This is a genomic window from Variovorax sp. GW821-FHT09D07 (genome assembly GCF_059416345.1).
Map to the genome: position 1 here is coordinate 225,242 of NZ_JBWKOY010000009.1, position 26,811 is coordinate 252,052.

Consider the following 26,811-nt stretch of genomic DNA (forward strand, 5'->3'; position numbering starts at 1 on the left):
TGTTGTGGACGTGCAGGGGTACACCGCGGCCTGTTCGCTCTTCTGCTTCATGTCTGCCTTCTTTCAAAGCAATTCAATCGCATCGAATGGCGAGAAGGCCACGCAACGGGGAATTCTAATTGCGTGAATTCCCATGACCACGGACGCAAACCACGGATCCAATCCAATTCAACAGAGGTGATTCCTTCTCATCAAATCCTTGAATTAACCGACTCCCAGGCTTGTAAGGCATCGCCGGGAGTGAATTGAGAATTTAGTGCAATTGCAGTTCCTGTTAAAGAGAATTTTTTTGATATAGAACTTTGGCGTTAGGTGCAATTCGACCGAAAGCCACGGGAATCGGTGGGCCTTGCGGGCCTGGCCGGGGCCGCGCGCCAATGCGCCGTCAATGCGTCGCCAATGCGCGCTCCCGCCAGGCTCCCAGGCCTTCCGGCCCGAAGCGCTCGGCGATGCGGTGCAGCCAGATGGTGAAGTGCGCCGGGGCCCGCGCCAGTTCGCGGTGCAACTCGGGCAATGCCAGCCATCGCCACTCGCGCACCTCGCCGGGGTCGGGTTGCGGCAGGTCGTGCGCGATGCCGACGAACACGTGGTCGTACTCGTGCTCGACCAGCTCCGCGGACACCGCCTCCCGGTAGAGAAAGGCTGTCACCGGCTGCAGCGCGCACCGCAGGCCCAGCTCTTCGTGCAGCCGCCGCAGGGCGGCCGCGCCGGTGTCCTCGCCGGGGCGCGGATGCCCACAGCAACTGTTGCTCCACAGGCCGGGCGAGTGGTACTTGCCCAGCGCGCGCTGCTGCAGCAGCACCCGGCCCTGCGTGTCGAACAGGAAAATCGAGAACGCCCGGTGCAGGATGCCCTCGCGGTGGGCACTCATCTTTTCGACCGCGTGCAGCGGCCGGTCTTCGGCGTCGACGGCGATCAGGAATTCGTCCATGAGCTGTTCCAGAAGTGAGGGCCCGGAGCCTCGCGGCCCTGCGATTTCCGTGGCCTGGCGGCTTCGAAAAAAACCGGCTCCCTTCTTTAGCACGTATTTTTTGCCAGACCGCAATAAGAAATTCAAATTAGTTCTAACTGATTACATCGACGAAGAATATAAAAAATGGAATAAACACAAATAATTACACAGATAACAAAAATATCGAATCCGATTCACAAATGCGCCCAAATAGCCCCATAGGTATTTCTTGCGCATTTCGAACCGTGGTTCCTGGTTCGCCCCCGTTGCCTGGTCAAAGGCGCGCCATCGGCAACGCGTGATCGCCGCCGCGTTCCCGCGCGCCCCGGGCCGGGTTAACCTCGCCCTCCATGGCCCGCCTTCGCACCGCATCGATCATTCGCCCGCTCTCGCGAGAGCTGGTGAGCTAGCGCACGGTTCGAAACCACGCCATGCAACCCGCCCCAGGAGGCGGGTTTTTCTTGTCCGTCTCCCGAGGTCTGTTCCCCCACCCGCAGGAGACCGAATGACACCGACACCACCCACATCTCCCCCGCCCGTGCTGCACATGGTCTGCGGCAAGATCGGCGCCGGAAAATCCACGCTGACCCGGCGCCTGGCGCAGGCGCCCGCCACCGTGTGCATCAGCGAGGACACCTGGCTCGCCGCGCTCTACCCCGGTGAAATCCACGCGCAGCCCGACTACGCGCGCGCCGCCGGCCGGCTCAAGCAGGCGATGGGCGAGCACGTCTGCGCGCTGCTGGGCGCCGGCGTGTCGGTGGTGCTCGACTTTCCGGCCAACACCGTGAGCAACCGGGCCTGGGCGCGCGGCCTCTTCGAGCAGGCCGGCGCGGCGCACCAGCTGCACTTTCTCGACGTGCCGGACGACATCTGCAAGGCACGGCTGCGGGCGCGCAACGCGGCGGGCGAGCATCCGTTCGAAACCTCCGACGCGCAGTTCGACCTGATCACCCGCCACTTCGTACCGCCCACGGCCGAGGAAGGCTTCCACGTGATCCGCCACGATCGGTAAGCTGCGCGCCGATGCACATCGAACCCGCCCTTTCCACCGAAGCGCCCGCCGTCGCGGCCGTGTTGACCGAAGCCGCGCAATGGCTCGCCGAGGACGGACGTCCGCTCTGGAGCGCCGCCGACACCGGCCTCGAACGCATCCAGCGCGACACCGACGCCGGCCGCTACGTGGTGGCCAAGGAGAACGGCGACTGGGCCGGCGTGATGCGCCTGGACCTGGAAGACCCGTCGTTCTGGCCCGAGATCGCGCCCGGCAGCGCGCTGTTCGTGCACAAGCTGGCCGTGCGCCGCGCCTGGGCGGGCCGGGGCGTGTCGCGCGCGCTGCTGGGCCATGCACGCGACCACGCCCGCGCGCTCGGGCGCCCCTGGCTGCGGCTGGACTGCGTGGCCGACCGCGCCGCGCTGCGCACGCTGTACGAAGGCTTCGGCTTCGCACTGCACAGCTGCATCGACCTGCGCGGCGGGACGTTTGCGCGTTACGAACTGCGCGTGAACGGCTGAACCTCCGACACGCCGGCGCGCCCTTACGCCGCTGGCGGGAACATCGTGGCCTGTGGCAAGCTCGCAAGCTCCATGACCGACCGAATCCCGCCCTCTCATTTCCGCCGTCGGGTGCTGCGCGCGCTGCTGGGCGCCGCCGCCCTGCCCGCGCCGTTCGCGGCGCTGGCCGGCTTCAACTTCTTCACCAACGAGTACACCGCCACGCGCGAGGAGCTGCAGTCGCAGATCGCCAAGCGCTTTCCGGTGGCCGAGCGCTATGCCGAGATCTTCATGGTCGGGCTGCGCGACCCGCAGCTGGGCCTGGACGGGCGCGCCAACCGCGCGGCCATCACGGCCACGCTGACCATCGCCAGCCCGCTGCTGGCGGCCTCGCCGGTGCAGGGCGTGGTGTCGGTGAGCAGCGCGCTGCGCTACGACGCGGCGGCGCGCGCGCTGCGGCTGGACCAGCCCAAGGCCGAGCGGCTCGAGCTGCAGGGCGTGGAAGGCCGCGACGCCGAGCGCCTGCAGAAGGTCGGCGCGGTGGTCGCGCAGGAACTGCTGCAGGGCCAGATCCTGCGCAGCTTCACGGCCGACGAGCTCACGGTGGGGCGCAAGACCTACGAGGTGGGCGACATCACGGTGCAAGACAACGGCATCAAAGTGCAACTCAAATGAAACATCGCGCCGCCTTTCTCCTGATCGCCGCCGCCCTGCTCGGCGCCGGCTGCACCGCCATCGCCCCCAAAGTGAAGCAGCATTTCGACCTGCAGGCCCACCGCGGTGGACGCGGCCTGGCGCCCGAGAACACGCTGGCCGCGTTCTCGAACGCAATGAATCTGGGCGTGACCACGCTCGAACTCGACATCGGGCTCACGGCCGACGGCGTGGTGGTGGTGTCGCACGACACGGCGCTCAACGCCGACCACACGCGCGACGCGCGCGGCGCCTGGCTCACGGCCAAGCCCGCCCCTTCCGTGCGCTCGCTCACGCTGGCGCAGCTGCAGACCTACGATGTGGGCCGCCTCAACCCCGAGAGCAACTACGGCAAGCAGTTCGCGTTGCAGCAGCCGCGCGACGGCGAGCGCATTCCCACGCTGGCCGCGCTGTTCGCGCAGGTGCAGGCGCGCGGTGCCGATGCCGCGCGGGTGCACTTCAACATCGAGACCAAGATCGACCCGACCAAGCCCGACGAGACCGCCGCGCCCGAGCCCATGGTGCGCGCGCTGCTGGCCGAGATCGACAAGGCGAAGATGGCCGACCGCGTGACCATCCAGAGCTTCGACTGGCGCACGCTCGCGCTGGTCGGCCAGCTCGCGCCGCAGCTGTCGCGCGCCTACCTCACCACGCCCCGCACGCTGAAAGACAGCCGCTGGACCGCCGGCCTCGCCCCCGCGAGCTTCGCCTCGGTGCCGCAGCTGGTGAAGGCCGCGGCCGGTGCATCGGCCGGCCCGGTGATCTGGTCGCCGGCGCATGCCGACCTGGGCGCCCCCGCGATCCGCGAGGCGCAGAAGCTCGGCATGAAGGTCGTGCCCTGGACCGTGAACCAGCGCGCCGACATGGTGCGGCTCATGGACGCAGGCGCGGATGGCCTGATCACCGACTACCCCGACGTGCTGCGCGACCTGATGCGCGAACGCGGGCTGGCACTGCCACCACCAGCGAAGGCCACCTCATGAGCACCGTGACGCAACTCGACACCATCGCCTCGGGCATCGCCGCGCTGCAAGGCGGTGGCGGCTCGGTCGCCACGCTGTCCACGGCCGCGCGCGCCAGCACCGAGCTGCTCGGCGCCCTGCCGCCGCGCTACGGCGAGGTGCTGCTGAACCTGCTGGACCGCCTCGAATCGAGCGCGCTCTTCAGCGAGGAAAGCTGCTCCTTCAGCCAGAAAGACCTGCTCGACAACCTGCAGGTGTGGGTCGACAAGGCCCGCGGCCAACTGGTGTCTTGAGGCGCTGACGCCCCGCCCCGGTTTATCATCGCGCCCAACCATGCGCACCCTGCTGCTCGCCCTCATGATCGCCCTGCTGCCCATCCGCGGCTGGCTCGGCGACGCCATGGCGCTCGAGATGGTGCGGCATTCGCTGCCCGCCGCCGAGGCGGTGGTGGCCGCGGCAAACGGCATCGCCGAATCGCACTGCCATGACGCCACCATGGAGGCTGACAGCGGCCACGACATGGCGGCCATGCACGGCAGCAGCAGCGATTCGCAGCAGTCCCACGGCACCGACCACGCGAACTGCGGCACCTGTGTCGCCTGCCAGGTCTGCCACACGGTGGCACTCGGCGGCATGCCGCTGGTCGACACCCCGCATGCGGCGCCCCAGGCGCCGCCGGCCGCGCACGCGGCCCGCTTTGCCAGCGCCGAGCCCGTCCTGGGCTTCAAGCCGCCCATTTCCTGATCTTCCTGCCCGTAGTCCGTCCGCAGTGAGCCCTTCCCGGCTCGCAGCGTTCGCCGTATTGCCCATGGAGATCGCTCGTGAATTCCCTTGCTCGCCGGCCGTATGCCGGCATCCCCTGCTATCGAACAGATAGCCCGCCCCTCGGGCGAAAAAGTCACCTCTCATTCCTCAGAACCGCCACCGCGCTGACCGCTGCGTTGGTGCTCGCCGGCTGCGCCAGCCTGTCGCCCGACGGCGGCGCCGGCGACGTGCAGGCGCTGGTCGACGGCAACCCGCTCATGGCGGGCGCCGCAGCCCAGCGCAAGCCGGACGACGCCTCGCAGCAAAGCGTCGACGCGCTGCTGGCCAAACCGCTGGACGCCGAAGCCGCCGTGCGCATCGCGCTCGTCAACAGCCCGCGCGTGCAGGACGCCTTTGCCACGCTGCAACTGAGCGACGCCGACCGCGTGCAGGCCGCGAGCCTGCCGAACCCGGTGCTGTCTTTCAGCCGCCTGGCGCAAGGCAGCGAGCGTGAGTTCGAGCGCATGCTGACTTTCAACGTGGTGGGCCTGCTCACGCTGCCGTGGCAGGCGCGCTGGGCCGGCCAACGGCACGAAGCGGCCAAGCTGCAGGCGGCGCAAAGCGTGCTGCTGCTGGCCGCCGACACCCGCCGCGCCTGGGTGCGCGCGGTGGCCGCGCAGCAGAGCGTGAGCTACCTGCGCGACGCGAAGGACGCCACCGAGGCCGGTGCCGAACTGGCGCACCGCATGGCCAAAGTCGGCAACTGGAGCGCGCTGCAGCGCACGCGCGAACAGCTGCTGCTGGCCGACGCATCCGCGCAGCTCGCACGCGCCGAACAGGCGGCCGTCGCCAGCCGCGAACAGCTCACGCGCCTGCTGGGCCTGAGCGGCGCGCGCACCGCCTACACCCTGCCCGACCGCCTGCCGCCACTGCCGAAGGCCGCGCCCGAGCTCGGCGACGTGCAGGCCCTGGCGCTGCGCGACCGGCTCGACGTGCGCTCGGCGCAGGCGCAGAACACGGCCGTGGCCGGTTCGCTCGGCCTCACGCACGCCACCCGCATGATCAATGCGATGGAACTGGGCGTGGTGCGCAACACCACCTTCGAGAACGACGCCGATCGCTCGAAATCGACCACGCGCGGCTTCGAGCTCGAGCTGCCGATTCCGATCTTCGACTGGGGCCAGGCCCGCAGCGGCCGCGCCGAGGCGCAGTACCTGCAGTCGGCCGCGCGCGTGCGCGACGTGGGCGTGCTCGCCGCCAGCGAGGCGCGCGAAGCCTGGCAGGGCTGGAACACCGCCTACGCCCTGGCGCGTCGCTACCGCGACGAGGTGCTGCCGCTGCGCAAGCAGGTCAACGAGGAGATGGTGCTGCGCTACAACGGCATGCTCGCCAGCGTGTGGGAGCTGCTCGGCGAAACGCGCGCGAGCATGCTCGCCGTGAACGCCGGCATGGAGGCCCAGCGCGACTTCTGGCTGGCCGACACCGATCTTCAACTGGTGCTCACGGGCAGCTCGCCCGGCGGCATGACGGCTCTGCAAACTGCCGCCACCAACGAACCTGCGGCGGGAGGCCACTGACATGAACCGTCGCAACTTCTTTGCGGGCGCCGCCACGGCCGTGGCCGCCACCACCGTGAGCCGCGTGAGCATGGCCGCGCTGCCCGAGCCGGTGACGCAGGCATCGACCGCCACCGCGCCGCCGCTGGTGCCGCCCAACGGCCGGCCCTACAACCCCGTCGTCACGCTCAACGGCTGGACGCTGCCCTGGCGCATGAACGCCGGCGTCAAGGAATTCCACCTCGTCGCCGAACCCGTGGTGCGCGAGATGGCACCGGGCTTCAAGGTCAACATGTGGGGCTACAACGGCCAGTCGCCGGGCCCGACCATCGAGGTGGTCGAGGGCGACCGCGTGCGCATCTTCGTGACCAACAAGCTGCCCGAGCACACCACCGTGCACTGGCACGGCCAGCGCCTGCCCAACGGCATGGACGGCGTGGGCGGCATCACGCAGCCGCACATCCCGCCGGGCAAGACCTTCGTCTACGAGTTCACGGCGCGCCGCCCCGGCACCTTCATGTACCACCCGCATGCCGACGAGATGGTGCAGATGGCGATGGGGATGATGGGCTTCTGGGTCACGCACCCGAAGGCGGAGCATCCGCTGATCGAGAAGGTCGACCGCGACTTCTGCTTCCTGCTCGGCAGCTTCGACGTGGAGCCCGGCAGCGCCACGCCCAAGGTCAACACCATGACCGACTTCAACATCTGGAGCTTCAACAGCCGCGTGTTCCCGGCCATCGACACGCTCAACGTGCGCCGTGGCGACCGCGTGCGCATCCGCGCGGGCAACCTCACGATGACCAACCACCCGATCCACATCCACGGCCACGAGTTCGAGGTCACGGGCACCGACGGCGGCCCCGTGCCGCGCACCGCGCGCTGGCCCGAGGTGTCGGTCGACGTGGCGGTGGGCCAGATGCGGCAGATGGAGTTCATCGCCGACGAGGAAGGCGACTGGGCGCTGCACTGCCACAAGGCACACCACACCATGGGCCCGATGGGCCACGACGTGCCGACCATGATCGGCGTGGACCACAAGGGCGTGGCCGAGAAGATCAAGAAGCTCGTGCCCGACTACATGGTGATGGGCGACAAGGGCATGGCCGACATGGGCGAGATGGAAATGCCCATTCCCGAGAACACCGTGCCCATGATGACCGGCACCGGCCCCTTCGGCTCGGCCGAGATGGGCGGCATGTTCACGCTGCTGAAGGTGCGGCGCGACCAGAAGCCGGGCGACTACCGCGACCCGGGCTGGTTCAAGCACCCGGCCGGCACGGTCGCGCGCGAGGTGTCGGCCAGCGGTGCGCCCGTGGCGCCGCGCAAGACGGGCGCCGCGCCCGCCAGCCCCGACAGCGGCAGCGCCACCGTGCGCAAGCCCTCGGGCCATGGAGCCCACAACCACTGATCGCATCGATCCAACTTTTTTTGAGATTCCCTTCATGAACACCCGTTTCTCCACCCTCGTCGCCGGCCTTGCGCTCGCAGCCGTCACCCCCTTCGCCACGGCCCACGAAAGCCACGCACCCAAGGCCGGCACCGCCGCCGCATCGCTCGCACCCGAGCAGAAAGCCTGGGGCATCGCCGGCAAGGCCAGCGCCGTGAAGCGCACGATCGACATCGCGATGGCCGACGACATGACCTTCACGCCCTCGGTCCTGGAGGTGCGCGAAGGCGACACCATCCGCCTGCGGCTGAAGAACCGCGGCAAGGACCTGCACGAGCTCGTGCTTGGCACCACCGCCGTCATCGAGGACCATGCCGCCATGATGAAGAAGCACCCCGGCATGGAGCACGACGAGCCCTGGATGGCGCACGTGCAGCCGGGCAAGACCGGCGAACTGATCTGGACCTTCAACCGCGCCGGCGACTTCGATTTCGCCTGCCTCGTGAAGGACCACTACGAACTCGGCATGGCCGGCCGCGTGCGCGTGCGGGCCGCTGCCGCGCCCGCACGATGACCCACTGAAAGGAACCCCACCATGCAACGACGAACCCTCCTGAAACTCGCCGCCGCCACCGCGTCCCTGCCGCTCGCCGCGCAGGCCGCCGCGCCGATGGTCGAGATCTGGAAAGACCCGAACTGCGGCTGCTGCCAGGACTGGGTCAAGCACCTCAACAAGAACGGCTTTGCCACGCGCGTGCACGACGAGGGCAACGGCCCCGCGCGCGAGCGGCTCGGTATTCCAGTCAAGCTGGGTTCGTGCCACACCGGCCGCGTCGGCGGCTACGCCATCGAAGGCCACGTGCCGGCGCGCGAGATGCAGCGCCTGCTGAAGGAAAAGCCCAAGGCCGTCGGCCTGGCCGTGCCTGGCATGCCGATCGGCTCGCCCGGCATGGACGGCCCGGCCTACGGCAACCAGCGCGACGCCTACGACGTGCTGCTGGTGCTGGCCGACGGCAGCACGCGCGTCTTCCAGAGCTACCGCTGACCCCCTCTTTACCCTTCATCCCATCCAAACAAGGAAGGAACTCCGACCATGAAAAAAGTCCTCACCGCCCTCTCCACCCTCGTGCTCGCCGCCGCGGCGTTCGCGCAGGCCGCGCTGCCCCAGGTCGACGGCGAAGTCCGCAAGGTCGACACCGACGCCAAGAAGATCACCCTGCGCCACGGCGACATCCCGAACCTCGAGATGACCGGCATGACCATGGTGTTCCGCGTGAGCGACCCGGCGCTGCTCGCCAAGGTGAAGGCCGGCGACAAGGTGAAGTTCACCGTCGACAAGGTCGACGGCGCACTCACCGTGCTGTCGATCACGCCGGCGAACTGAGAAGCTGTGAACCTCAGGACCTGAAGCGCCCCGGATCGAAGGGCGCCAGCGGTATCTCCGGCGCAACGCCCGCCAGCAGTTGCGCCGCCAGCCGCCCGGTTCGCGCCGAGCCGCACAGGCCGACGTGGCCATGCCCGAAGGCCAGCACGATGTCGCCGCTGGCCGCCGACGGGCCGATGCACGGCAGGCCGTCGGGCAGGCTCGGGCGGTGTCCGAGCCAGTGCGCCACCGAAGGCGCACCGGGCGCGGGCGGTGCCAGCGACGGGAACATCGATTGCAGATGCGCGTGCAGGATCTCGGCGCGGCGCCAGTCGGGCGCCGCTTCGAGGCCCGCGATCTCCACCTGGCCCGCCGCGCGCAGGCCGCCGTCCATCCAGTGCGCGATGAGTTTGCCGTCGGCCACCATGGTCGGCGTGCGCGGGCCGGCCGTGGCGGCTTCGAGCACCACGTGGTAGCCGCGCTCGGACTCCAGCGGCACCGCCGAGCCTGCCGCCGCGGCCAGCGGGCCCGAGCGCGCGCCGGCGCAGATGGCGGCGCCGTCGCAGGCGATCTCCCCGGCCTCGGTGCGCACGGCGCGCAGCCGGCCGCCCTCGATGCGAAAGCCGGTGGCCCGCGCGGCGACGCGTTCGGCGCCCGCGTCGAGCGCATGTTGAGCGAGGGCCGCCACGTAGGCGCCCGGATTGCGGCAGTGGCCGGCTTCGGGCACGAAGATGCCGAGCGTGTAGCGCGTGGCCAGATCGGGCTCGCGACGGCGCAGTTCGTCCGCCGGCCATTCTTCCCACTGGACACCGGCGCGCCGGCGCACGCGCCAGCCCAGCGCGTCGCCGTCGAACTCGGCGCGTGAACGGTAGGCATGCAGCAGCCCGCGCCGTTCGATGAGCTGCGGCACGCCGGCCTCGGCGGCCAGTTGCGCATGCAGCGCGGGCGCATCGGCCAGCAGCGTGCGCAATGCGTCGGCGGTGCGCTGCACGCGCGCCTCGGTCCAGCCCGAGGCCAGGTAGCGCAACAGCCACGGCAGCGCGCGCGGCAGGTGGCGCCAGCGCAACGCCAGCGGCCCGAGCGGGTCGGCCAGCCAGCCCGGCACCTTGCGCCAGGCCCCCGGCAGCGCGGGCGGCACCACGGAGTGCGACGACAGCCAGCCGGCGTTGCCGTAGCTCGTGGCCTGCGGGCCACCCGGCTCGCCGGGCTCCACCAGCGTCACGCGCAGGCCCGCGCGCAGGGCCTCGATGGCGGTGGCGCAGCCCACCGCGCCCGCGCCGATCACCACCACGTGGCGGCTGCCGCCCTCGGGGGAGAAACTTCTTGCAACTGTCATTGTGGGGATCGTAAAGGTCGCGGTCCCATAATCGGCCGCCATGTCCGCTGCGTCTTCTTCCCCCTCTTCTCGCGCCGGTGCCATCACCGACGTCGCCGGCATCGAAGTCGGCCATTTCTCCGACACCCGCCGCCCCACCGGCTGCACCGTGATCCTCGCGCGCGACGGCGCCGTGGCCGGTGTCGATGTGCGCGGCGCCGCGCCCGGTACGCGTGAGACCGACCTGCTCTCGCCCGGCAACCTCGTGCAGGAAGTGCACGCCGTCATGCTCGCCGGCGGCAGCGCCTGGGGCCTGGCCGCCGCCGAGGGCGCGATGCGCTGGCTCGAAGAACGCGGCGTCGGCATGGACGTGCGCTTCGGCACCCTGCCCATCGTGCCGGCCGCCGTGCTGTTCGACCTGCCGATGGGCGACGCGCGCATCCGCCCCGATGCGGCCGCGGGCTACGCCGCCTGCGAAGCCGCCTCGACCGACGCGCCCGCCGAAGGCAACGTGGGCGCGGGCACCGGCACACTGGTGGGCAAGCTCTTCGGCGTGCACCGCGCGATGAAGGGCGGCATCGGCACCGCCTCGGTCACCGTGGGCGGCGTCACGGTCGGCGCACTCATCGCAGTCAATTCGCTGGGCGACGTGATCGACCCCGACACCGCCCTGCCCGTGGCCGGCGCGCGCACCGAGGACGGCAGCGCCCTGCTCGACACGCGCCGCGCGCTGCTGCGCGGCGACCTGCCCAAGCCGCTGCTGGCGGGCACCAACACCACCATCGGCGTGATCGCCACCGACGCGGTGCTGACCAAGGTGCAGGCCAACCGGCTCGCCATGGTGGCGCACGACGGCCTGGCGCGCGCCATCAACCCGGTGCACACCATGAGCGACGGCGACACGCTGTTCGCACTGGCCACCGGCCGCGTGCCGCTCGAAGGCGATGCGCCCGGCATGACCGTGCTGAGCACCATGGCCGCCGAAGCCACCGCCATCGCCACCGTGCGCGCCGTGCGCGCCGCGCGCGCGGTGACCGTGGGCGAGCTGCACATTCCCTGCGCCGCCGACCTGGCCGCACCGCGCGGCTGACGCGCGCACCGCACGACGAGGCACCCCATGGCGTTTCCCCGCACCCTGAAGCTGATCCTGCTGTCGATCCGCGACCTGATCGCCTCGGCCGGCCCGATCGTGTTCATCGTCATCGGCCTGCTGATTGCGGCCTACTGGTGGCTGCAGCCGCAGCCGCCCAAGCACGTGACGCTGGCCACCGGCCCCACGGGCAGCGCCTATGCGCAGTTCGGCAAGCGCTACGCCGACGCCCTGAAGCACAGCGGCATCACCGTCGAGCTCAAGGCCACCTCGGGCTCGACCGAGAACCTGCAGCTGCTGCGCACCGGCGGCGCCGACGTGGCCTTCGTGCGCGGCGGCAGCGCCGACCCGGTGGCCGACGAAGAGGCCGGCCTGCGCTCGCTGGGCGCGCTGTTCTTCGAGCCCATCTGGCTCTTCTACCGCACCGACACCGCGCAGAAGATCGATCGCAAGACCGGCACGCTGACCTCGCTCACGCAGCTGCGCGGCCTGCGCGTGAACGTCGACCTGCCGGGCAGCGGGCTGCCCGAGATCATGGAGCGGCTGCTCAAGGCCAACCGGCTCGGGCCCGACGACCTGCTGCTGTCGAACCTCGAGCAGGCCGCCGCGGCCGAGGCGCTGCAGGCCGGGCTGCTCGATGCCATCGTGCTGTTCTCGGCGCCGCAGTCGCCGCAGGTGCAGCGGCTGCTGCGCGCGAGCGACATCCAGCTCATGGACTTCGGCCAGGCCGAGGCCTACACGCGGCGCTTTCCGTTCCTCTCGGCCGTGACGCTGCCGCGCGGCGTGGTCGACCTGTCGAAGGACCTGCCGCTGCACGACGTGTCGCTGCTCGCCGCCACCACCTCGCTGCTGTCGCGCGACGAGACCCACCCGGCCCTGCGCCAGTTGTTCGCGCAGGCCGCGCAGACCGTGCACAGCGACGCCGGCTGGTTCAACCGCGCGCGCGACTTCCCCAACACCCGCACCAGCGAACTGCCCGTGAGCCCCGAGGGCGACCGCGCGATCAACGGCACGCCGCCGTTCTGGCAGCGCTACCTGCCGTTCTGGGCCAGCAACCTGGTCGAGCGCATGTGGCTGGTGCTGGGCGGCGTGCTGGTGCTGATGCTCCCGCTGAGCCGCGTGATCCCGCCGCTGTACCAGTTCCGCGTGCGCCGCCGCGTGTTCCGCTGGTACGCGCGGCTGCGCGACATCGAGGCCAAGGTGGACGGGCGCCAGAGCCAGGCCGAGCGCGACAAGCTGCTGGAAGAACTCGACGACCTCGACCGCGTGGTCAACAAGGTCGCCGTGCCGCTGTCGTATGCCGACGAGCTCTATGCCCTGCGCAACAACATCTACGCGGTGCGCAAGCGGGCCCTCGCGGGCTCGGCGGGCGCAGCAGCCACCGCCGCGCCGGTCCGCGCGGCCACCTGACGAAGGTCCGGGCGCGCGCTTGCTGTCCACGCTGATCGATTTCGCCGACCCGCGCACCGACGGGGCAACCCGGCTGTGCGCCGCCTTCGGCACACCAGTGCGCGTGCTCGTCGCTCATGCGCCGCACGAGGTGCGCCCCGTGCTGGAGGCCGTCGAGGCGCTGGCCCGCGAAGGCCGCTGGTGCGTCGGCCACCTGCGCTACGAGGCCGCTGCGGCCTTCGACCCCGCATTCGACGTGCATGCAGCCGACGGGCCGCTCGCTTGGTTCGGCGTGCATGACGTGGCGCTGCCATGGCCGGATGCGCAAGTGCCCGCGGTGGCGCCTGTCGCGTGGACAGCCGACCTGTCGCGCGAAGCCTTCGACCGCCACATGGCCGCGATCCACCGCGCCATCGCCGACGGCGTGCTCTATCAGATCAACTACACGGCGCCGCTGCGCGCGGCCTTCGACGGCGACGCGCAGGCCTGGTTCCATGCGCTGCGGCAGGCGCAGCCCAACGGCTACGGCGCCTTCATCGACACCGGCGACGAGCAGGTGCTGTCGGTGTCGCCCGAGCTGTTCTTCGACCGCGACGGCGACCGCATCCTCGTGCGCCCCATGAAGGGCACCGCGCCGCGCGGCGCCACGCCCGCCGAGGACGAAGCCCACGCACTGCGGCTGCGCACCGTGCCCAAGGAGCGCGCCGAGAACGTGATGATCGTGGACCTGATCCGCAACGACCTCTCGCGCGTGGCCCAGCCCTTCTCGGTGCGCGTGCCGCGCCTCTTCCACACCGAGGCCCTGCCCACCGTGTGGCAGATGACCTCCGATGTGGAGGCCCGGCTGCGCGAAGGCACGACGCTGGCCGACCTGTTCGCGGCGCTGTTCCCCTGCGGCTCCATCACCGGCGCGCCGAAGGTGAGCGCCATGCGCATGATCCGCGCGCTGGAGCCCGACGCGCGCGGCGTGTACTGCGGTGCCGTGGGCGTGGTGCGGCCCGGCGGGCACGCGACCTTCAACGTGCCGATCCGCACCGTCACGCTGCGCGGCAACGCCGCCCGCTGCGGCATCGGCAGCGGCATCACGGCCGACGCGCAGGCGGATGCGGAGTGGGACGAGTGGCGGCACAAGCGCGCCTTTCTCGGCGCGGCGGTATCTTCGCAACCATGACGTCCTTCGAACTGCTCGAAACCCTGGCGCTAGCCGATGGCGTACTGCGCGATGCGCCTGCGCACCTGGCCCGCATGCATCGGGCGGCTGCGCACTTCGGCTATCCGTGGCACGAAGCGCAAGTGACGGACCGCCTGGACCAGTTGCGCACCACGCATGCCGCAGGCACATGGCGCGTGCGCCTGCTGCTCGATGCGCAAGGACAACCGCGCGCCGAGGCCTTCGCCATGGACGCTGCGCCACCGCGCGTGCGCCTGCAGCTGGCCGCGCGCGCTTTCGACGAGGCCGACAGCGAGTTCTCGCGCTTCAAGACCACGCGCCGCGCGCACTACGAAGCCTTCGCGCCCACCGAGCCGGGCGTGTTCGACACCCTGCTGTGGAACCGCGATGGCGAGATCACCGAATGCACGCGCGGCAACATCGCGCTGCGGCTCGACGGCCGCTGGGTCACGCCGCCGCGGCACTGCGGCCTGCTCGACGGCATCGGCCGTGCCCGCCGGCTGCGCGACGGGCAGCTGATCGAAGCGGTCGTGCGCGTGGACGACCTGCCGCGCGTCGAAGTGCTCGCCTTCGTCAACAGCCTGCGCGGCTGGCTCGACGCCGACCTCGTCGGCCACGGCACCTCCTGAACGACAAAGCGCGCGGCCCCTTGCGGAACCGCGCGCTCTGGTCGTCGAAGCGGCCGAAGCCGCCTGCGCCCTGTCTTACTTGAGTGCCTTGTAGCGCATGCGCTTCGGCTTGGCGCCTTCTTCGCCCAGGCGCTTCTTCTTGTCGGCTTCGTACTCCTGGTAGTTGCCGTCGAAGAAGGTCCACTGGCTGTCGCCTTCGGCCGCGAGGATGTGCGTGGCGATGCGGTCGAGGAACCAGCGGTCGTGGCTGATGACCATCACGGTGCCGGCGAACTCGAGCAGCGCGTCTTCCAGGGCGCGCAGGGTTTCCACGTCCAGGTCGTTCGACGGTTCGTCCAGCAGCAGCACGTTGCCGCCCGCGATCAGCGTCTTGGCCAGGTGCAGCCGGCCGCGTTCACCGCCCGACAGCGTGCCGACCTTCTTCTGCTGGTCGGCGCCGTTGAAGTTGAAGCGGCCCGCGTACGCACGGCTGGCCATCTGGAACTTGCCGACGTTGATGATGTCCAGGCCGTTGGAGATGTCTTCCCACACGGTCTTGTCGGACGCCAGTTCGTCGCGGTGCTGGTCGACGAAGGCCATCTTCACGGTCTGGCCGATGACGACCTCGCCCGTGTCCGGCTTTTCCTTGCCGGCGAGCAGCTTGAACAGCGTCGACTTGCCGGCGCCGTTCGGGCCGATGATGCCGACGATCGCGCCCGGCGGCACGGTAAAGCTCAGGTTGTCGATCAGCATGCGGTCGCCGAAGGACTTGCTGACGCCGTGGAACTCGAACACCTGCTGGCCCAGCCGCTCCGCCACAGGAATGAAGATTTCCTGCGTTTCGTTGCGCTTCTGGTATTCCATGTCGCTCAGCTCTTCGAAGCGGGCCAGGCGCGACTTGCTCTTGGCCTGGCGTGCCTTCGGGTTCTGGCGCGACCACTCGAGTTCCTTCTTCAGGGCCTTGGCGTGGGCTTCTTCGCTCTTCTGCTCCTGCGCCAGGCGTTCGCCCTTCTGCTCGAGCCAGGTGCTGTAGTTGCCCTTCCAGGGAATGCCGCGACCGCGGTCCATTTCCAGGATCCACTCGGCGGCGTTGTCCAGGAAGTAGCGATCGTGGGTGATGGCCACCACGGTGCCCGTGAAGCGCTGCAGGAACACTTCGAGCCACTCGACCGATTCGGCGTCCAGGTGGTTGGTCGGTTCGTCGAGCAGCAGCATGTCGGGCTTGGACAGCAGCAGGCGGCACAGCGCCACGCGGCGCTTTTCACCACCCGACAGCAGGCCGATCTTGGCGTCCCACGGCGGCAGGCGCAGCGCATCGGCGGCAATTTCGAGCTGGTGCTCGGAATCGGTGCCGGCGGTGGCGATGATGGCTTCGAGCTGGGCCTGCTCGGCCGCCAGCGCGTCGAAGTCGGCGTCTTCGGCACCGTAGGCGATGTACACCTCTTCGAGGCGCGCCTTGGCCGCGAACACCGCGCCCATGGACTCCTCGACCGATTCGCGCACCGTGTGCTCGGCGTTGAGCTTGGGTTCCTGCTCCAGGTAGCCGATCGTCATTCCCGGCATGGGCAGGGCCTCGCCCTCGAATTCCTTGTCCACACCCGCCATGATCTTGAGCAGCGTGGACTTGCCCGAGCCGTTCAGGCCGAGCACGCCGATCTTGGCGCCGGGGAAGAAAGAGAGCGAAATGTCCTTCAAGAGCTGCCGCTTGGGCGGCACGGTCTTGCTGACGCGGTTCATCGAATAGACGTATTGAGCCATCTGTGAATGATTACCTTGGGTAGCTTGGGATTTGCGTAAAAGCACGGTCGTCCGGACAGTGATCCGGGCGCGGCGAACCCATGATTATCGACTCATGCGACAATAGTCCTCGTTGCCGGGTCCAGTTGCCCGCAAACCGGCTCTCTGCCGGGGACGAAGAAAACCCCAAATCACCGCGGGTCTTCCGGCTCCCACCCCTGACCTTCATCTGCCTTGACTGGCTCGGCGTCACCCCAAAACGACGCCTGGCGGGCCGATGCCACTGCGCCGTGTATGGCGCTTGTTGTTTCCACAATGAATTTTGACGAACTGAAGCTGGCTCCCGCCATCTTGAAGGCTGTGCACGAGCACGGCTACGACACCCCCACCCCCATCCAGGCGCAAGCCATTCCCGTGGTCCTCGACGGCCACGACCTGCTGGGCGGCGCCCAGACCGGCACCGGCAAGACCGCGGCCTTCACCCTGCCGATGCTGCACAAGCTCACCATGAGCCGCAGCGCCACCAACAAGTTCGGCGGCATCGGCATCCGTGCCCTCGTGCTGACCCCCACGCGTGAACTCGCGGCCCAGGTCGAAGAGTCGGTGCGCACCTACGGCAAGTACCTGCAGCTCGACTCCACCGTGATCTTCGGCGGCGTGGGCATGAACCCGCAGATCAGCAAGCTCAAGAAGGGTGTCGACATCCTCGTGGCCACCCCCGGCCGCCTGCTCGACCTGCAACAGCAAGGCATGCTCGACCTGAGCCAGGTCCAGATGCTGATCCTGGACGAAGCCGACCGCATGCTCGACATGGGCTTCATCCACGACGTGAAGAAGATCCTGGCCCTGGTGCCCAAGGAAAAGCAGAGCCTGCTGTTCTCGGCCACCTTCAGCGACGAGATCCGCGACCTCGCCGGCTCGCTGCTCAAGAACCCGCAGAGCATCCAGGTCACGCCGCGCAACACCACGGTGCAGCGCATCACGCAGGTGATCCACCCCGTGGGCCGCGGCAAGAAGAAGGCGCTGCTCGCGCACATCATCAACGAGAACAAGTGGAGCCAGGTGCTCGTGTTCACGCGCACCAAGTTCGGCGCCAACAGCGTGGCCGAGTTCCTCACCAAGAACGGCATCGAGGCGATGGCGCTGCACGGCAACAAGAGCCAGAGCGCCCGCACGCAGGCGCTGGCCGGCTTCAAGAGCGGCGACATCCGCGCCCTGGTGGCCACCGACATCGCGGCCCGCGGCATCGACATCGACGAGCTGCCGCACGTCGTGAACTACGAGATCCCGAACGTCAGCGAAGACTACGTGCACCGCATCGGCCGCACCGGCCGCGCCGGTTCGAGCGGCGAGGCCGTGAGCTTCGTGTGCCTGGACGAAGAAGGCTTCATGCAGGAAATCGAACGCTTCACGAAGCAGACGATCCCGGTGCAGAAGGTCGAGGGCTTCGGTCCTGAAGAAGGCGAACGCGCCGAGCCGATCGCCATGGGTCGCCAGACGATCTGGGGCGGCGCCGGCCGTCCGCCGAGCCGCGAAGTCATGCAGGCAGCCGCCAAGGCCGCACGCACCGAAATGATGTCGCGCATCCGCGAGAACAAGGCCGGCCAGGGTGGCGGCAACGGCGGTGGTGGCGGCGGCAATGGCGGCGGTCAACGCCGTGGTGGCGGCCAGGGCGGCGGCGGTCAAGGCCGCAATGCCAACGGTGGCGGCCAAGGCCAGGGCCAGGGCCCGCGCGGCCAGGGCGCAGCCCGTCCGGCACAGGGCCGCGGCCCGCAGCAAGGCCAGCCGCGCGCACCGCAGCAGCCGCATCACCACGCACCGCACGAAGAGCGCCAACCGCGCCATCACGGCAACAGCCACAGCCCGACGCAGGCCAACCAGGTCGCGCACCTGCGCGCCGAAGCCGTCGCAGGTGGCGGCGCCGGCCAGCCGGACCCGTTGCGCACGAGCGTCGACCACATGGGTGGTCGCGGTCGCGGCGGCCGTCCGGGCGGCGGTGGCGGCTACGGCGGCAACCGTTCGGGCGGCGGTGGCCGCTCGGGTGGCGGCGGTGGCTACGGCGGCGGCGGTGGCAACCGTTCCGGCGGTGGCGGCGGCGGTCGTTCGTTCGGTCGCTGAAACGCGCACACGCGTCGATTCCACAAAGGGCACTTCGGTGCCCTTTTTCGTTTCTGCCGGTGCGGCCGGCGCAGCAGGTTCGTTTGCTCCGTCTCAGGACACAATGTGCGGGCCATGCCCTCCTACATCCCGCCCAACTACGCCACGCTCTTCGTCGCGACCTGCAACCTGCTCAACCTCGCGAACCCCAACCGCGTGTACTACGAGAACCAGGACGCCTACAACGAGCGCGAATACGAACGCAAGATCGACTGGATCGGCGAGCGCATCCACGCGCTCAATGCCGACGTGCTCGCGGTGCAGGAGGTGTGGGACGAGGCCGCGCTGAAGGCCGCCATCGGCCGCAGCGGGCTGCGCTACGACTTCGTCTCGGTGCCGGGCGCCGAGAACTCGCCGCCGCCCGGCAGCCCGCCGGGCACGCCCGGGCGGCCGGGCGCACAGGGCACGCCGCGCGTCGGCATCGTCACGCGGCTGCAGGTGGACAGCGTGCAGTCCTTCGTCGACTTTCCCGCGGGCTTCGGTGTCGAGGTGCCGGGCATCGGCCCGCACACGCGCTTCGAGCGCCCGCCCCTGCTGGCCACCGTGCGCATGAAGCACGGCCAGCAGGTGCATGTGCTGACGGTGCACCTGAAGTCCAAGCGCCCCAAGTTCCTGCAGGACGCGCAAGGCAACCACCTCGAAGACCGCGACGACCGCAAGATCGGCGCCATGGCCTCGCTGCGCTCCTTGCTGATGCGCGGCGCCGAGGCCGCGGCCCTGCGCTGCATCGTGATCGACCTGCTGCAGGGCACCAACGTGCCGCTGGTGGTGATGGGCGACTTCAACGACAACCCGCACAGCGTGACCACGCAGTTGGTGGCCGCCACGTCCGAGGTGGCCTACGACAAGGCCGCGCGCGACGTGGCGCTGTTCAACGCCTACGAGATGCAGGGCGAGTCGGCGCTCAAGAAGGACGTGGCCTATTCGCACATCCACCAGGGCTTTCCGGACGTGCTCGACCAGATCCTGGTGAGCGAGGAGTTCGTCGCCAGCAGCCGCCACAGCCTGGGCGACGTGCGCCGCGTCGACTACTTCAACGACCACCTGCACGAAGGCCGCGACCGCTCGCGCTCGGACCACGGCTTCGTGCGCGCCCTGCTGCGGCTGCGCACCGACGACAACCGCTGACGAACGGCGCTACGCCGCCTTCGACACCCGCACGATCGCGTCGGCGCGCTTGTGCAGGTCGGGCAGCAGCTCCAGGCCCAGGCCGGGCTTGTCATTGAGGCTGATCATGCCGTTCTCGACCTTCGGCAACTCGGTGACGAGCTCCTTGTACCAGCCGGTGAAGAAGGCGCGCACGCTCTCCTGGATGAGCGCATTGGGCGCGTGCAGGCTCAGGTGCGTGGACGCGGCCCAGACCACCGGCCCCGTGCAATCGTGCGGCGCCACGGGCAGCTGCCAGGCGTCGGCCATGGCGGCGATCTTGCGCGCCTCGGTGAGGCCGCCGCACCAGCTCAGGTCGAGCATCGCGACCCCGGCCACGCCGGTCTGCAGGTAGTCCTTGAAGCCCCACTTGTAGCTCAGCGTCTCGCTGGCGCAGACGAGCGCCTGGCAGTCCTTCGCGTACTGCTTGAGCAGGTCCAGGCTGTCCATGCGGATGGCGTCCTCGTGCCAGAAGGTGTCGAACTCCTGCAGCGCGCGCGCGATCTTCTGCGCCATCGGCAGCCGCCACAGGCTGTGGAACTCGACCATGATGTCCATCTTGCCGCCCACCGCCTGGCGGATCTTGCGGAAGGGCTCGAGCGCGGTGTCGAGATCGGCGTTGCTGATGTACTGCCCGTGACTCTTCTCCGCCGCCGGGTCGAAGGGCCAGATCTTCATGGCCGTGATGCCTTCGGACAGCAGCGACTCGGCCAGTTCGTCGGCGTGGTGCAGGAAGCCCTGCAGGTCTTCGTACGGCCCGTTGTTGTTGGCCAGACCCCAGTTCGAGCTGGTCTGGTTCGTGGCGCTGCGGATGTACTGGTAGCCCGCGCAGGTGTTGTAGATGCGGATCGCATCGCGGCTCTTGCCGCCCAGCGCCGTGTGCACCGGCATGTTGGCGGCCTTGCCGAACAGGTCCCACAGCGCGATGTCGACGGCCGAGTTGCCGCGCGTTTCCACGCCCGACCCGCGCCAGCCGAGGTAGCCCGTGATGTCGCGGTTGCGCGCCTCGATCTGCAGCGGGTCGGTGCCCAGCAGTTTCAGCGCCGCCCACTCGTGCAGGTAGGCCTCGACCGCTTCGGCGCCCATGAAGGTTTCGCCGAGGCCGACCAGGCCCTCGTCGGTGTGCAGGCGCACCCACAGGATGTTGGGGAACTCGCCCAGGCGGATGGTTTCGACTTGCGTGATTTTCATGAAAGGGGTTCCGCAATAAGAAAAAGCCGCGGCGGCGGGTGCCGCGCGGCTCTTGCAAACATTCAGCGCATGGCCGAAAGCCTCGGTCAGCCCCCGCGCGCCTTCTTCAGCGCGTCGGTGACCACGCCCACGGCTTCCGTGCCGATGTTGGGCACGTTCTTGTCGTACACGGGCTTGACCTTCTCCAGCATGCGCTTCTGTTCGGCCGCCGAGACTTCGTTCACCGTCATGGTCTTGCGCAGGCTGGCGAGCGACTTCTCGTTGAGCGCCCGGTTGGCTTCGCGCTGGACCTTCTGGCCTTCCTTCGCGGCCTCGCGCAGCACCGCCTGCTCCTGCGGGTTGAGCTGGTCCCAGAGCTTCTTGCTGTAGAGGATGAGGAACGGCGTGTAGGCGTGGCGCGTCACGCTCAGGTACTTCTGGACCTCGCTGAACTTGGAGGTCTCGATGGTCACGAAGGGGTTCTCCTGGCCGTCGATGGTGCGGGTCTCCAGCGCGGTGAACACCTCGCCGAAGGCCATGGGCACGGCGTTGGCGCCCAGGGTCTTGAACGAATCGAGGAAGATGTTGTTCTGCATCACGCGCAGCTTCACGCCTTCGAAGTCCTCGGCCTTGGCCACGGGCTTCTTGCTGTTGGTGAGGTTGCGGAAGCCGTTCTCCCAGTAGGCCAGGTTGACGAGGCCGGCGGCTTCGAGCTTCTTGTTGAAGTACTCGCCCGCGGGGCCGTCGAGCACCGCGTCGGCCTCCTTCTCGTTGGCGAACAGGAACGGCAGGTCGAAGGCGCCGAGTTCCTTCACGATGCCCACCAGCGGCGAACTCGAGGTGCACACCATTTCCTGCGTGCCGGCGCGCAGCGCCTGTGTGGCCGGCAGGTCGCCGCCCGCGGCGCCGCCCCAGAAGGCCGTGATCTTCATCTTGCCGCCGGTCTTGGCAGCGAGCACTTCCTGCATCTTCTTCACGCCCACGCCCACGGGGTGGTCTTCGTTCACGCCGTTGGTGAACTTGATCGTGCGTTCGGCAAATTGCGCGAGGGCGCCGGTCGACGCCAGCAGGCCGCCGGCCACGAGGGCGGCGGTCATCAGGGTTCTGCGAAACAACATGCTTGTCTCCTTCGATTCGAGGGGTTGGTTGAACGAACTGACTGACAGGAAAAAAGAAGAACTAGCGCCCCATCCACCACTGGAGCGGCACGGTCACGAGCTGCGGGAAGAACACCAGCGTGAACAGCACCACCAGGTGGGCGATGAAGAACGGCATCACGCCCTTGAAGGCATCGTCCATCGAGATGCGCGCCACGCCGCTCACCACGTTGAGCACCGTGCCCACCGGCGGCGTGATCAGGCCGATGGCGTTGTTCATGATGAACAGCACGCCGAAGTACACCGGGTCGATGCCGGCCTTGAGCACCACCGGCATCAGCACCGGCGTGAGGATGAGCACGGTGGGCGTGAAGTCGAGCGCGGTGCCCACGATGACGATCAGCACCATCATCACGAACATCAGCAGCGTCTTGTTGTCCAGGAAGGGCTCCAGCAGCGACACCACCTCGGTCGGGATGTTGGCCACCGTGATGAGCCAGGCGCTCACCATCGCGGCGGCCACGAGGAACATCACGACCGCCGTGGTCTTGCCGGCCGCCAGCGTGAGGCGGTACAGGTCTTTGACCTTGAGCTCGCCATAGATGAAGAGGCCCACCACGAGCGAATAGACGGCCGCGACCACGGCCGCTTCGGTCGGCGTGAAGACGCCGAACTTCATGCCGCCGATGATGATGATCGGCAGTGCCAGCGCCAGGCTGCCCTGCGCCGTGACCTTCAGCCGCTCGCCCCAGGGCACGCGCGGCGAGGACTTCACGTTGTCCTTCCGGGCCACGATCCACCAGGCCACGCCCACCGCGAGCCCCATCAGGATGCCGGGCACGATGCCTGCGAGAAACAGCTTGGTGATCGACACGTTGCCCGCCACGCCGAACACGATGAGCCCGATCGACGGCGGGATCACCGGCGCGATGATGCCGCCCGCGGCAATGAGGCCGGCCGAGCGGTTCATCTGGTAGCCGGCGGCCTTCATCATCGGGATGAGGAGCGCGGCGAGCGCGGCCGTGTCGGCCACGGCCGAGCCCGACAGCGAGGCCATGATGATCGCCGCCAGCACCGCCACATAGCCCATGCCGCCGCGGTAGTGGCCGACCCAGGCCATCGCCAGGTTCACGATGCGCCGGCTGAGCCCGCCCGCGTTCATGAACTCGCCGGCCAGCAGGAAGAACGGCACGGCCAGCAGCGGGAAGTTGTCGGCACCGTCGACAAAGCGCTGCGCAATGATCTGGCTGTCGAAGGCCGGCAGGCCGCCGGTGTAGGCCAGCCAGCCCATCAGCGAGACGCCGCACACCAGCAGCGAGTACGAAATCGGAATGCCCAGTGCCATGGCGCCGAGCAGGGAGACGATGAAGATCGTGACAGTCATTGCGCCACCTTCCCGTGTGCGGCGGCGTCGAGCACCTGTTCTTCGGATTCCATGATCTGGATCAGCTCCTGGTCGGGCACCCTGCCCCTGAACAATCGCCAGAGCTTGTCGATGTTGAAGAGGGCCATCACCACCGACACCACGTAGCCGATGCCGTAGACCCAGATCATCGAGATGCCGACCACGGGCGAGATGTTGGTCACCTGCAGCTCGTGCATCTCGTAGGTGCCCATGAAGAAGAGCACGTTGCAGAACAGCATGAGCGACTGGCTCAGGAAGAAGCAGACCTTCTTGCCCATGAGCGGCAGGTGCTTGATGAGCGTGTCGACGCCCAGGTGCGCGCCGTCGCGCATGGCCACCATGGCGCCGATGTAGGTGAGCCAGATGAAGCAGTAGCGCGACATCTCGTCCGACACCGAAATGCCCGAATTGAAACCGTAGCGCAGCACCACGTTGCCGAACACCATGACGACCATCGCCACCATGCACACGACGACGAGGAACTCCAGCAGCCGAAAAAATCCGTCGATAGCCCTTTGCATCAGCATCTGCGTCTCCTGACTTTCCAGTGTTGTTATGGGGTGTCCGCGCGGCCGCCGCGTCTAGAGCGGAAAGGCCTTCAGCTGCGTCGCCGGGCGGCTGATGCGCGGAATCTTCTTGCGCGAGGCCAGCACCGTCTCGATGTCGTGGCGCGCACCGTCGATGAGCACCAGCACGGCTTTCTCGGCCGCGGCCGGATCGCGTGCGATGACGGCGTCGAGCACTGCGCGGTGCAGCGGCAGCGAACTCGCGGGCCCGTTCTTGCGGGTGGTCGAAATCTCGAAGCTGGTGCGCAGCAGCGCGCCCAGCGCACGGCTCATCTGCACCAGCATGCGGTTGTGGCTGGAGCGGATGAGGCCCTGGTGAAAGCGCAGGTCGGGCGTGATGTAGTCGCCGCCGAACTCGATGGCGCGCTTCATGCCCGCGTAGGCGTCTTCCATGTCGGCGATGTCTTCGGCGGTGGCGCGCTGGGCGGCCAGCGCCACCGCGGCGGGTTCGACCACGCGGCGCAGGTCCTGCAGGTCGCGCAGGAACTCGGCCGACAGGCCCGCCTGCGTCTGCCACACGATGACGTCGGCGTCGAACCAGTTCCACTGGTCGGGCGGCTGCACGCGCGTGCCCACCTTCGGGCCGCTGGTCACCAGGCCCTTGGCGATCAGCGACTTGATCGATTCGCGCACCACGGTCCGGCTCACGCCGAGCTCTTCGCACAAGAGCGGCTCCGGCGGGATCGACGCGCCGGGCGCATAGCGGCCCGCGACGATGTCGCTGCCGATGCGGTCGACCGTGTTGCCGTGAACGTTCTTGATCATGCCTGCCTGTGGGTGTGTGGTTCTGGTGGTGTCCGGTGCCTGTTTGCCTGCCCGTATCGGGGCCGGATTCAGGCAGCTCCTGCCTGTGCCGGCCACTCGAAAACCCTGAATGCGCGACAGCTCGTCACGCTTATCATATGATGATTGAAACGGTCGTCCCGCAGGAAAAACCCTGAGGATTTCCGCGAAGCATCAACGACGAAGAGACACACCCCATGAGCAACGCCCCGAAGAAAAAGCCCGCCAGCGAACTGCGCAGTCAGCAGTGGTTCGGACGCCACGACCGCGACGGTTTCATCTACCGCAGCTGGATGAAGGGCAAGGGCGTGCCGCACGACCAGTTCGACGGCCGCCCGGTCATCGGCATCTGCAACACCTTCAGCGAACTCACGCCTTGCAACTCGCACTTCCGCACGCTCGCCGAGCAGGTGAAGATCGGCGTGTACGAGGCGGGCGGCTTCCCGCTCGAGTTCCCCGTGATGTCGCTCGGCGAGACGCTCCTGCGCCCCACCGCCATGCTGTACCGCAACCTCGCGAGCATGGACGTCGAGGAAAGCATTCGCGGCAACCCGCTCGACGGCGTGGTGCTGCTCATGGGCTGCGACAAGACCACGCCCGCGCTGATGATGGGCGCGGCCAGCGTCGACCTGCCGACCATCGGCGTGTCGGGCGGCCCGATGCTCTCGGGCAAGTGGCGCGGGCAGGAGCTGGGCTCGGGCACCGGCGTGTGGCAGATGAGCGAGCAGGTGCGCGCCGGCACGCTCAAGCTGCAGGACTTCTTCGAGGCCGAGAGCTGCATGCACCGCAGCCACGGCCACTGCATGACGATGGGCACGGCCAGCACCATGGCCAGCATGGTCGAGTCGCTGGGCATCGGCCTGCCGGGCAATGCGGCCTACCCTGCCGTCGACGGCCGTCGCAACGTGCTCGCACGGCAGGCGGGCCGGCGCATCGTCGACATGGTGCATGAAGACATGAACATGTCGAAGATCCTCACACGCGAAGCGATCGAGAACGCGATCAAGGTGAACGCGGCCATCGGCGGCTCGACGAACTTCGTGATCCACCTGCTGGCCATTGCGGGCCGCATGGGCGTCGAGCTCACGCTCGACGACTTCGACCGCCTCGCCGCCGACCTGCCCTGCCTCGTGAACCTGCAGCCCTCGGGCCAGTTCCTGATGGAAGACTTCTGCTACGCGGGCGGCCTGCCGGTGGTCATCAAGGAAATCGCCGACCACCTGCACAAGGACATCCTCACCGTCACCGGCCAGAGCGTCTGGGAGAACGTGAAGGACGCCGAGAACTACAACCCGCAGGTCATCCGCACCCAGGCCGAGCCTTTCAAGGACAAGGCCGGCATCTGCGTGCTGCGCGGCAACCTCGCACCCAACGGCGCCATCATCAAGCCCAGCGCGGCCACGCCCGAGCTGCTGGTGCACAAGGGCCGCGCGGTGGTGTTCGAGAGCGCCGACGACCTGCACAAGCGCATCGACGACGAGAACCTGGACATCGACGAGCACTGCATCATGGTGCTCAAGAACTGCGGCCCCAAGGGGTACCCCGGCATGGCCGAGGCAGGCAACATGCCGCTGCCGCCGAAGGTGCTGCGCAAGGGCATCACCGACATGGTCCGCATCAGCGACGCGCGCATGAGCGGCACCGCCTACGGCACCGTCGTTCTGCACACCGCGCCCGAAGCGGCTGCGGGCGGCCCGCTGGCATTGGTGCAGGACGGCGACATCGTCGAGCTCGACGTGCCGAATCGCAAGCTGCACCTGCATGTGAGCGACGAGGAACTGGCGAAGCGCCGCGCGAAGTGGGTGGCGCCCAAGGCTCCGCTCGACTCGGGGTACTGGAAGCTGTACGTCGACACGGTGCTGCAGGCCGACCAGGGAGCGGACCTGGCCTTTCTGCGTGGTCGCCGTGGGGCTTTTGTGCCGCGAGACAATCACTGATTTGGAGAGATCCAGGGCGCGCTCCCGCCGACGGGGTACCTTGCTCCGCGAATGTCCCCCGCCCTTCGGGCTCCTCCTTGATTTCGCTG

At 68.5% G+C, this 26,811-nt stretch carries 26 protein-coding genes; 18 read left to right on the forward strand and 8 right to left on the reverse strand.

Annotated features, from left to right (window positions below):
• Positions 1-385: 385 nt before the first annotated feature.
• Positions 386-931 carry an isopentenyl-diphosphate Delta-isomerase gene (idi, locus tag AC07OX_RS26745; RefSeq protein ID WP_495260386.1) on the reverse strand — a complete coding sequence of 182 codons (546 nt, stop codon included), beginning with the start codon at positions 929-931 and terminating at the stop codon, positions 386-388.
• Positions 932-1,457: 526 nt separating this feature from the next.
• Between idi and AC07OX_RS26750 the strand changes: the two genes are divergently transcribed.
• The 11 genes from AC07OX_RS26750 (at position 1,458) to AC07OX_RS26800 (ending at position 9,172) form a co-directional block, all read left to right on the forward strand.
• Positions 1,458-1,964, forward strand: coding sequence for a P-loop nucleotide/nucleoside kinase family protein (locus tag AC07OX_RS26750; RefSeq protein WP_495260387.1), 507 nt, complete (start codon positions 1,458-1,460; stop codon positions 1,962-1,964).
• 11 nt (positions 1,965-1,975) lie between these two features.
• Positions 1,976-2,464: a GNAT family N-acetyltransferase gene (locus AC07OX_RS26755; protein WP_495260388.1), complete on the forward strand. Its 489-nt coding sequence runs from the start codon at positions 1,976-1,978 to the stop codon at positions 2,462-2,464.
• Between the two features lie 72 nt (positions 2,465-2,536).
• On the forward strand, positions 2,537-3,118 hold the full coding sequence (locus AC07OX_RS26760; RefSeq protein ID WP_062475964.1) for a YceB family lipoprotein: 582 nt from the start codon (positions 2,537-2,539) through the stop codon (positions 3,116-3,118).
• A complete protein-coding gene (locus AC07OX_RS26765; RefSeq protein ID WP_495260389.1) occupies positions 3,115-4,119 on the forward strand; it encodes a glycerophosphodiester phosphodiesterase in 1,005 nt (334 codons plus the stop codon). The genes AC07OX_RS26760 and AC07OX_RS26765 overlap by 4 nt, the downstream gene beginning before the upstream one ends.
• Complete coding sequence (locus AC07OX_RS26770) at positions 4,116-4,391, forward strand: hypothetical protein (protein ID WP_070062497.1); 276 nt, start codon at positions 4,116-4,118, stop codon at positions 4,389-4,391. Before AC07OX_RS26765 ends, AC07OX_RS26770 begins: the two co-directional genes overlap by 4 nt.
• Positions 4,392-4,431: 40 nt before the next feature.
• On the forward strand, positions 4,432-4,842 hold the full coding sequence (locus tag AC07OX_RS26775; RefSeq protein WP_495260390.1) for a hypothetical protein: 411 nt from the start codon (positions 4,432-4,434) through the stop codon (positions 4,840-4,842).
• Between the two features lie 77 nt (positions 4,843-4,919).
• Positions 4,920-6,419, forward strand: coding sequence for a TolC family protein (locus AC07OX_RS26780; protein ID WP_495260391.1), 1,500 nt, complete (start codon positions 4,920-4,922; stop codon positions 6,417-6,419).
• Position 6,420: 1 nt separating this feature from the next.
• A complete protein-coding gene (locus AC07OX_RS26785) occupies positions 6,421-7,809 on the forward strand; it encodes a multicopper oxidase family protein (RefSeq protein WP_447746243.1) in 1,389 nt (462 codons plus the stop codon).
• A 34-nt stretch (positions 7,810-7,843) separates the two neighbouring features.
• Positions 7,844-8,362: a cupredoxin domain-containing protein gene (locus AC07OX_RS26790; protein ID WP_492727973.1), complete on the forward strand. Its 519-nt coding sequence runs from the start codon at positions 7,844-7,846 to the stop codon at positions 8,360-8,362.
• A 21-nt stretch (positions 8,363-8,383) separates the two neighbouring features.
• Positions 8,384-8,833, forward strand: a complete 450-nt coding sequence (locus AC07OX_RS26795; protein ID WP_495260392.1) for a DUF411 domain-containing protein — start codon at positions 8,384-8,386, stop codon at positions 8,831-8,833.
• 48 nt (positions 8,834-8,881) lie between these two features.
• A complete protein-coding gene (locus AC07OX_RS26800; RefSeq protein WP_062475985.1) occupies positions 8,882-9,172 on the forward strand; it encodes a copper-binding protein in 291 nt (96 codons plus the stop codon).
• Positions 9,173-9,185: 13 nt separating this feature from the next.
• Here the strand turns inward: AC07OX_RS26800 and AC07OX_RS26805 are convergent, their stop codons facing one another.
• Positions 9,186-10,487 (reverse strand): NAD(P)/FAD-dependent oxidoreductase, encoded by a 1,302-nt coding sequence (locus AC07OX_RS26805; protein ID WP_495260393.1) that lies wholly within the window; start codon positions 10,485-10,487, stop codon positions 9,186-9,188.
• 40 nt (positions 10,488-10,527) lie between these two features.
• Between AC07OX_RS26805 and AC07OX_RS26810 the strand changes: the two genes are divergently transcribed.
• From AC07OX_RS26810 to AC07OX_RS26825, 4 genes are read left to right on the forward strand one after another with little or no spacing between them, the layout of a single operon-like run.
• Entirely contained in the window at positions 10,528-11,556 is a 1,029-nt protein-coding gene (locus AC07OX_RS26810; RefSeq protein ID WP_495260394.1) for a P1 family peptidase, read from the forward strand.
• A 27-nt stretch (positions 11,557-11,583) separates the two neighbouring features.
• A complete protein-coding gene (locus AC07OX_RS26815) occupies positions 11,584-12,966 on the forward strand; it encodes a TAXI family TRAP transporter solute-binding subunit (protein WP_495260395.1) in 1,383 nt (460 codons plus the stop codon).
• A 19-nt stretch (positions 12,967-12,985) separates the two neighbouring features.
• Positions 12,986-14,116: an aminodeoxychorismate synthase component I gene (gene pabB, locus AC07OX_RS26820; RefSeq protein WP_495260396.1), complete on the forward strand. Its 1,131-nt coding sequence runs from the start codon at positions 12,986-12,988 to the stop codon at positions 14,114-14,116.
• The gene (locus AC07OX_RS26825) at positions 14,113-14,745 is read left to right on the forward strand and encodes an aminotransferase class IV (RefSeq protein WP_495260397.1); all 633 of its coding nucleotides are present in this window, start codon (positions 14,113-14,115) and stop codon (positions 14,743-14,745) included. The genes pabB and AC07OX_RS26825 overlap by 4 nt, the downstream gene beginning before the upstream one ends.
• A gap of 75 nt (positions 14,746-14,820) precedes the next feature.
• On the opposite strand, the gene ettA is transcribed toward AC07OX_RS26825, so the two are convergent.
• Positions 14,821-16,482 carry an energy-dependent translational throttle protein EttA gene (ettA, locus tag AC07OX_RS26830; RefSeq protein ID WP_062475998.1) on the reverse strand — a complete coding sequence of 554 codons (1,662 nt, stop codon included), beginning with the start codon at positions 16,480-16,482 and terminating at the stop codon, positions 14,821-14,823.
• Between the two features lie 294 nt (positions 16,483-16,776).
• On the opposite strand from ettA, the gene AC07OX_RS26835 reads away from it, so the two are divergent.
• On the forward strand, positions 16,777-18,579 hold the full coding sequence (locus AC07OX_RS26835; RefSeq protein ID WP_390342414.1) for a DEAD/DEAH box helicase: 1,803 nt from the start codon (positions 16,777-16,779) through the stop codon (positions 18,577-18,579).
• Between the two features lie 114 nt (positions 18,580-18,693).
• On the forward strand, positions 18,694-19,746 hold the full coding sequence (locus AC07OX_RS26840) for an endonuclease/exonuclease/phosphatase family protein (RefSeq protein ID WP_492696464.1): 1,053 nt from the start codon (positions 18,694-18,696) through the stop codon (positions 19,744-19,746).
• A 9-nt stretch (positions 19,747-19,755) separates the two neighbouring features.
• Here the strand turns inward: AC07OX_RS26840 and AC07OX_RS26845 are convergent, their stop codons facing one another.
• The 5 genes from AC07OX_RS26845 to AC07OX_RS26865 form a co-directional block, all read right to left on the reverse strand.
• Positions 19,756-20,955: a mandelate racemase/muconate lactonizing enzyme family protein gene (locus AC07OX_RS26845; RefSeq protein ID WP_369646260.1), complete on the reverse strand. Its 1,200-nt coding sequence runs from the start codon at positions 20,953-20,955 to the stop codon at positions 19,756-19,758.
• An 86-nt stretch (positions 20,956-21,041) separates the two neighbouring features.
• Positions 21,042-22,052 (reverse strand): TRAP transporter substrate-binding protein, encoded by a 1,011-nt coding sequence (locus tag AC07OX_RS26850; protein ID WP_062476013.1) that lies wholly within the window; start codon positions 22,050-22,052, stop codon positions 21,042-21,044.
• A 61-nt stretch (positions 22,053-22,113) separates the two neighbouring features.
• Positions 22,114-23,415 carry a TRAP transporter large permease gene (locus AC07OX_RS26855; protein WP_070062487.1) on the reverse strand — a complete coding sequence of 434 codons (1,302 nt, stop codon included), beginning with the start codon at positions 23,413-23,415 and terminating at the stop codon, positions 22,114-22,116.
• Entirely contained in the window at positions 23,412-23,963 is a 552-nt protein-coding gene (locus tag AC07OX_RS26860; protein ID WP_223301408.1) for a TRAP transporter small permease, read from the reverse strand. Before AC07OX_RS26860 ends, AC07OX_RS26855 begins: the two co-directional genes overlap by 4 nt.
• A 54-nt stretch (positions 23,964-24,017) precedes the next feature.
• On the reverse strand, positions 24,018-24,767 hold the full coding sequence (locus AC07OX_RS26865) for a FadR/GntR family transcriptional regulator (RefSeq protein ID WP_062476018.1): 750 nt from the start codon (positions 24,765-24,767) through the stop codon (positions 24,018-24,020).
• A 215-nt stretch (positions 24,768-24,982) separates the two neighbouring features.
• Here AC07OX_RS26865 and AC07OX_RS26870 point away from each other — a divergent pair, with 215 nt between their 5' ends.
• On the forward strand, positions 24,983-26,722 hold the full coding sequence (locus AC07OX_RS26870; RefSeq protein ID WP_307587408.1) for an IlvD/Edd family dehydratase: 1,740 nt from the start codon (positions 24,983-24,985) through the stop codon (positions 26,720-26,722).
• The last annotated feature ends 89 nt before the right edge of the window (positions 26,723-26,811 follow it).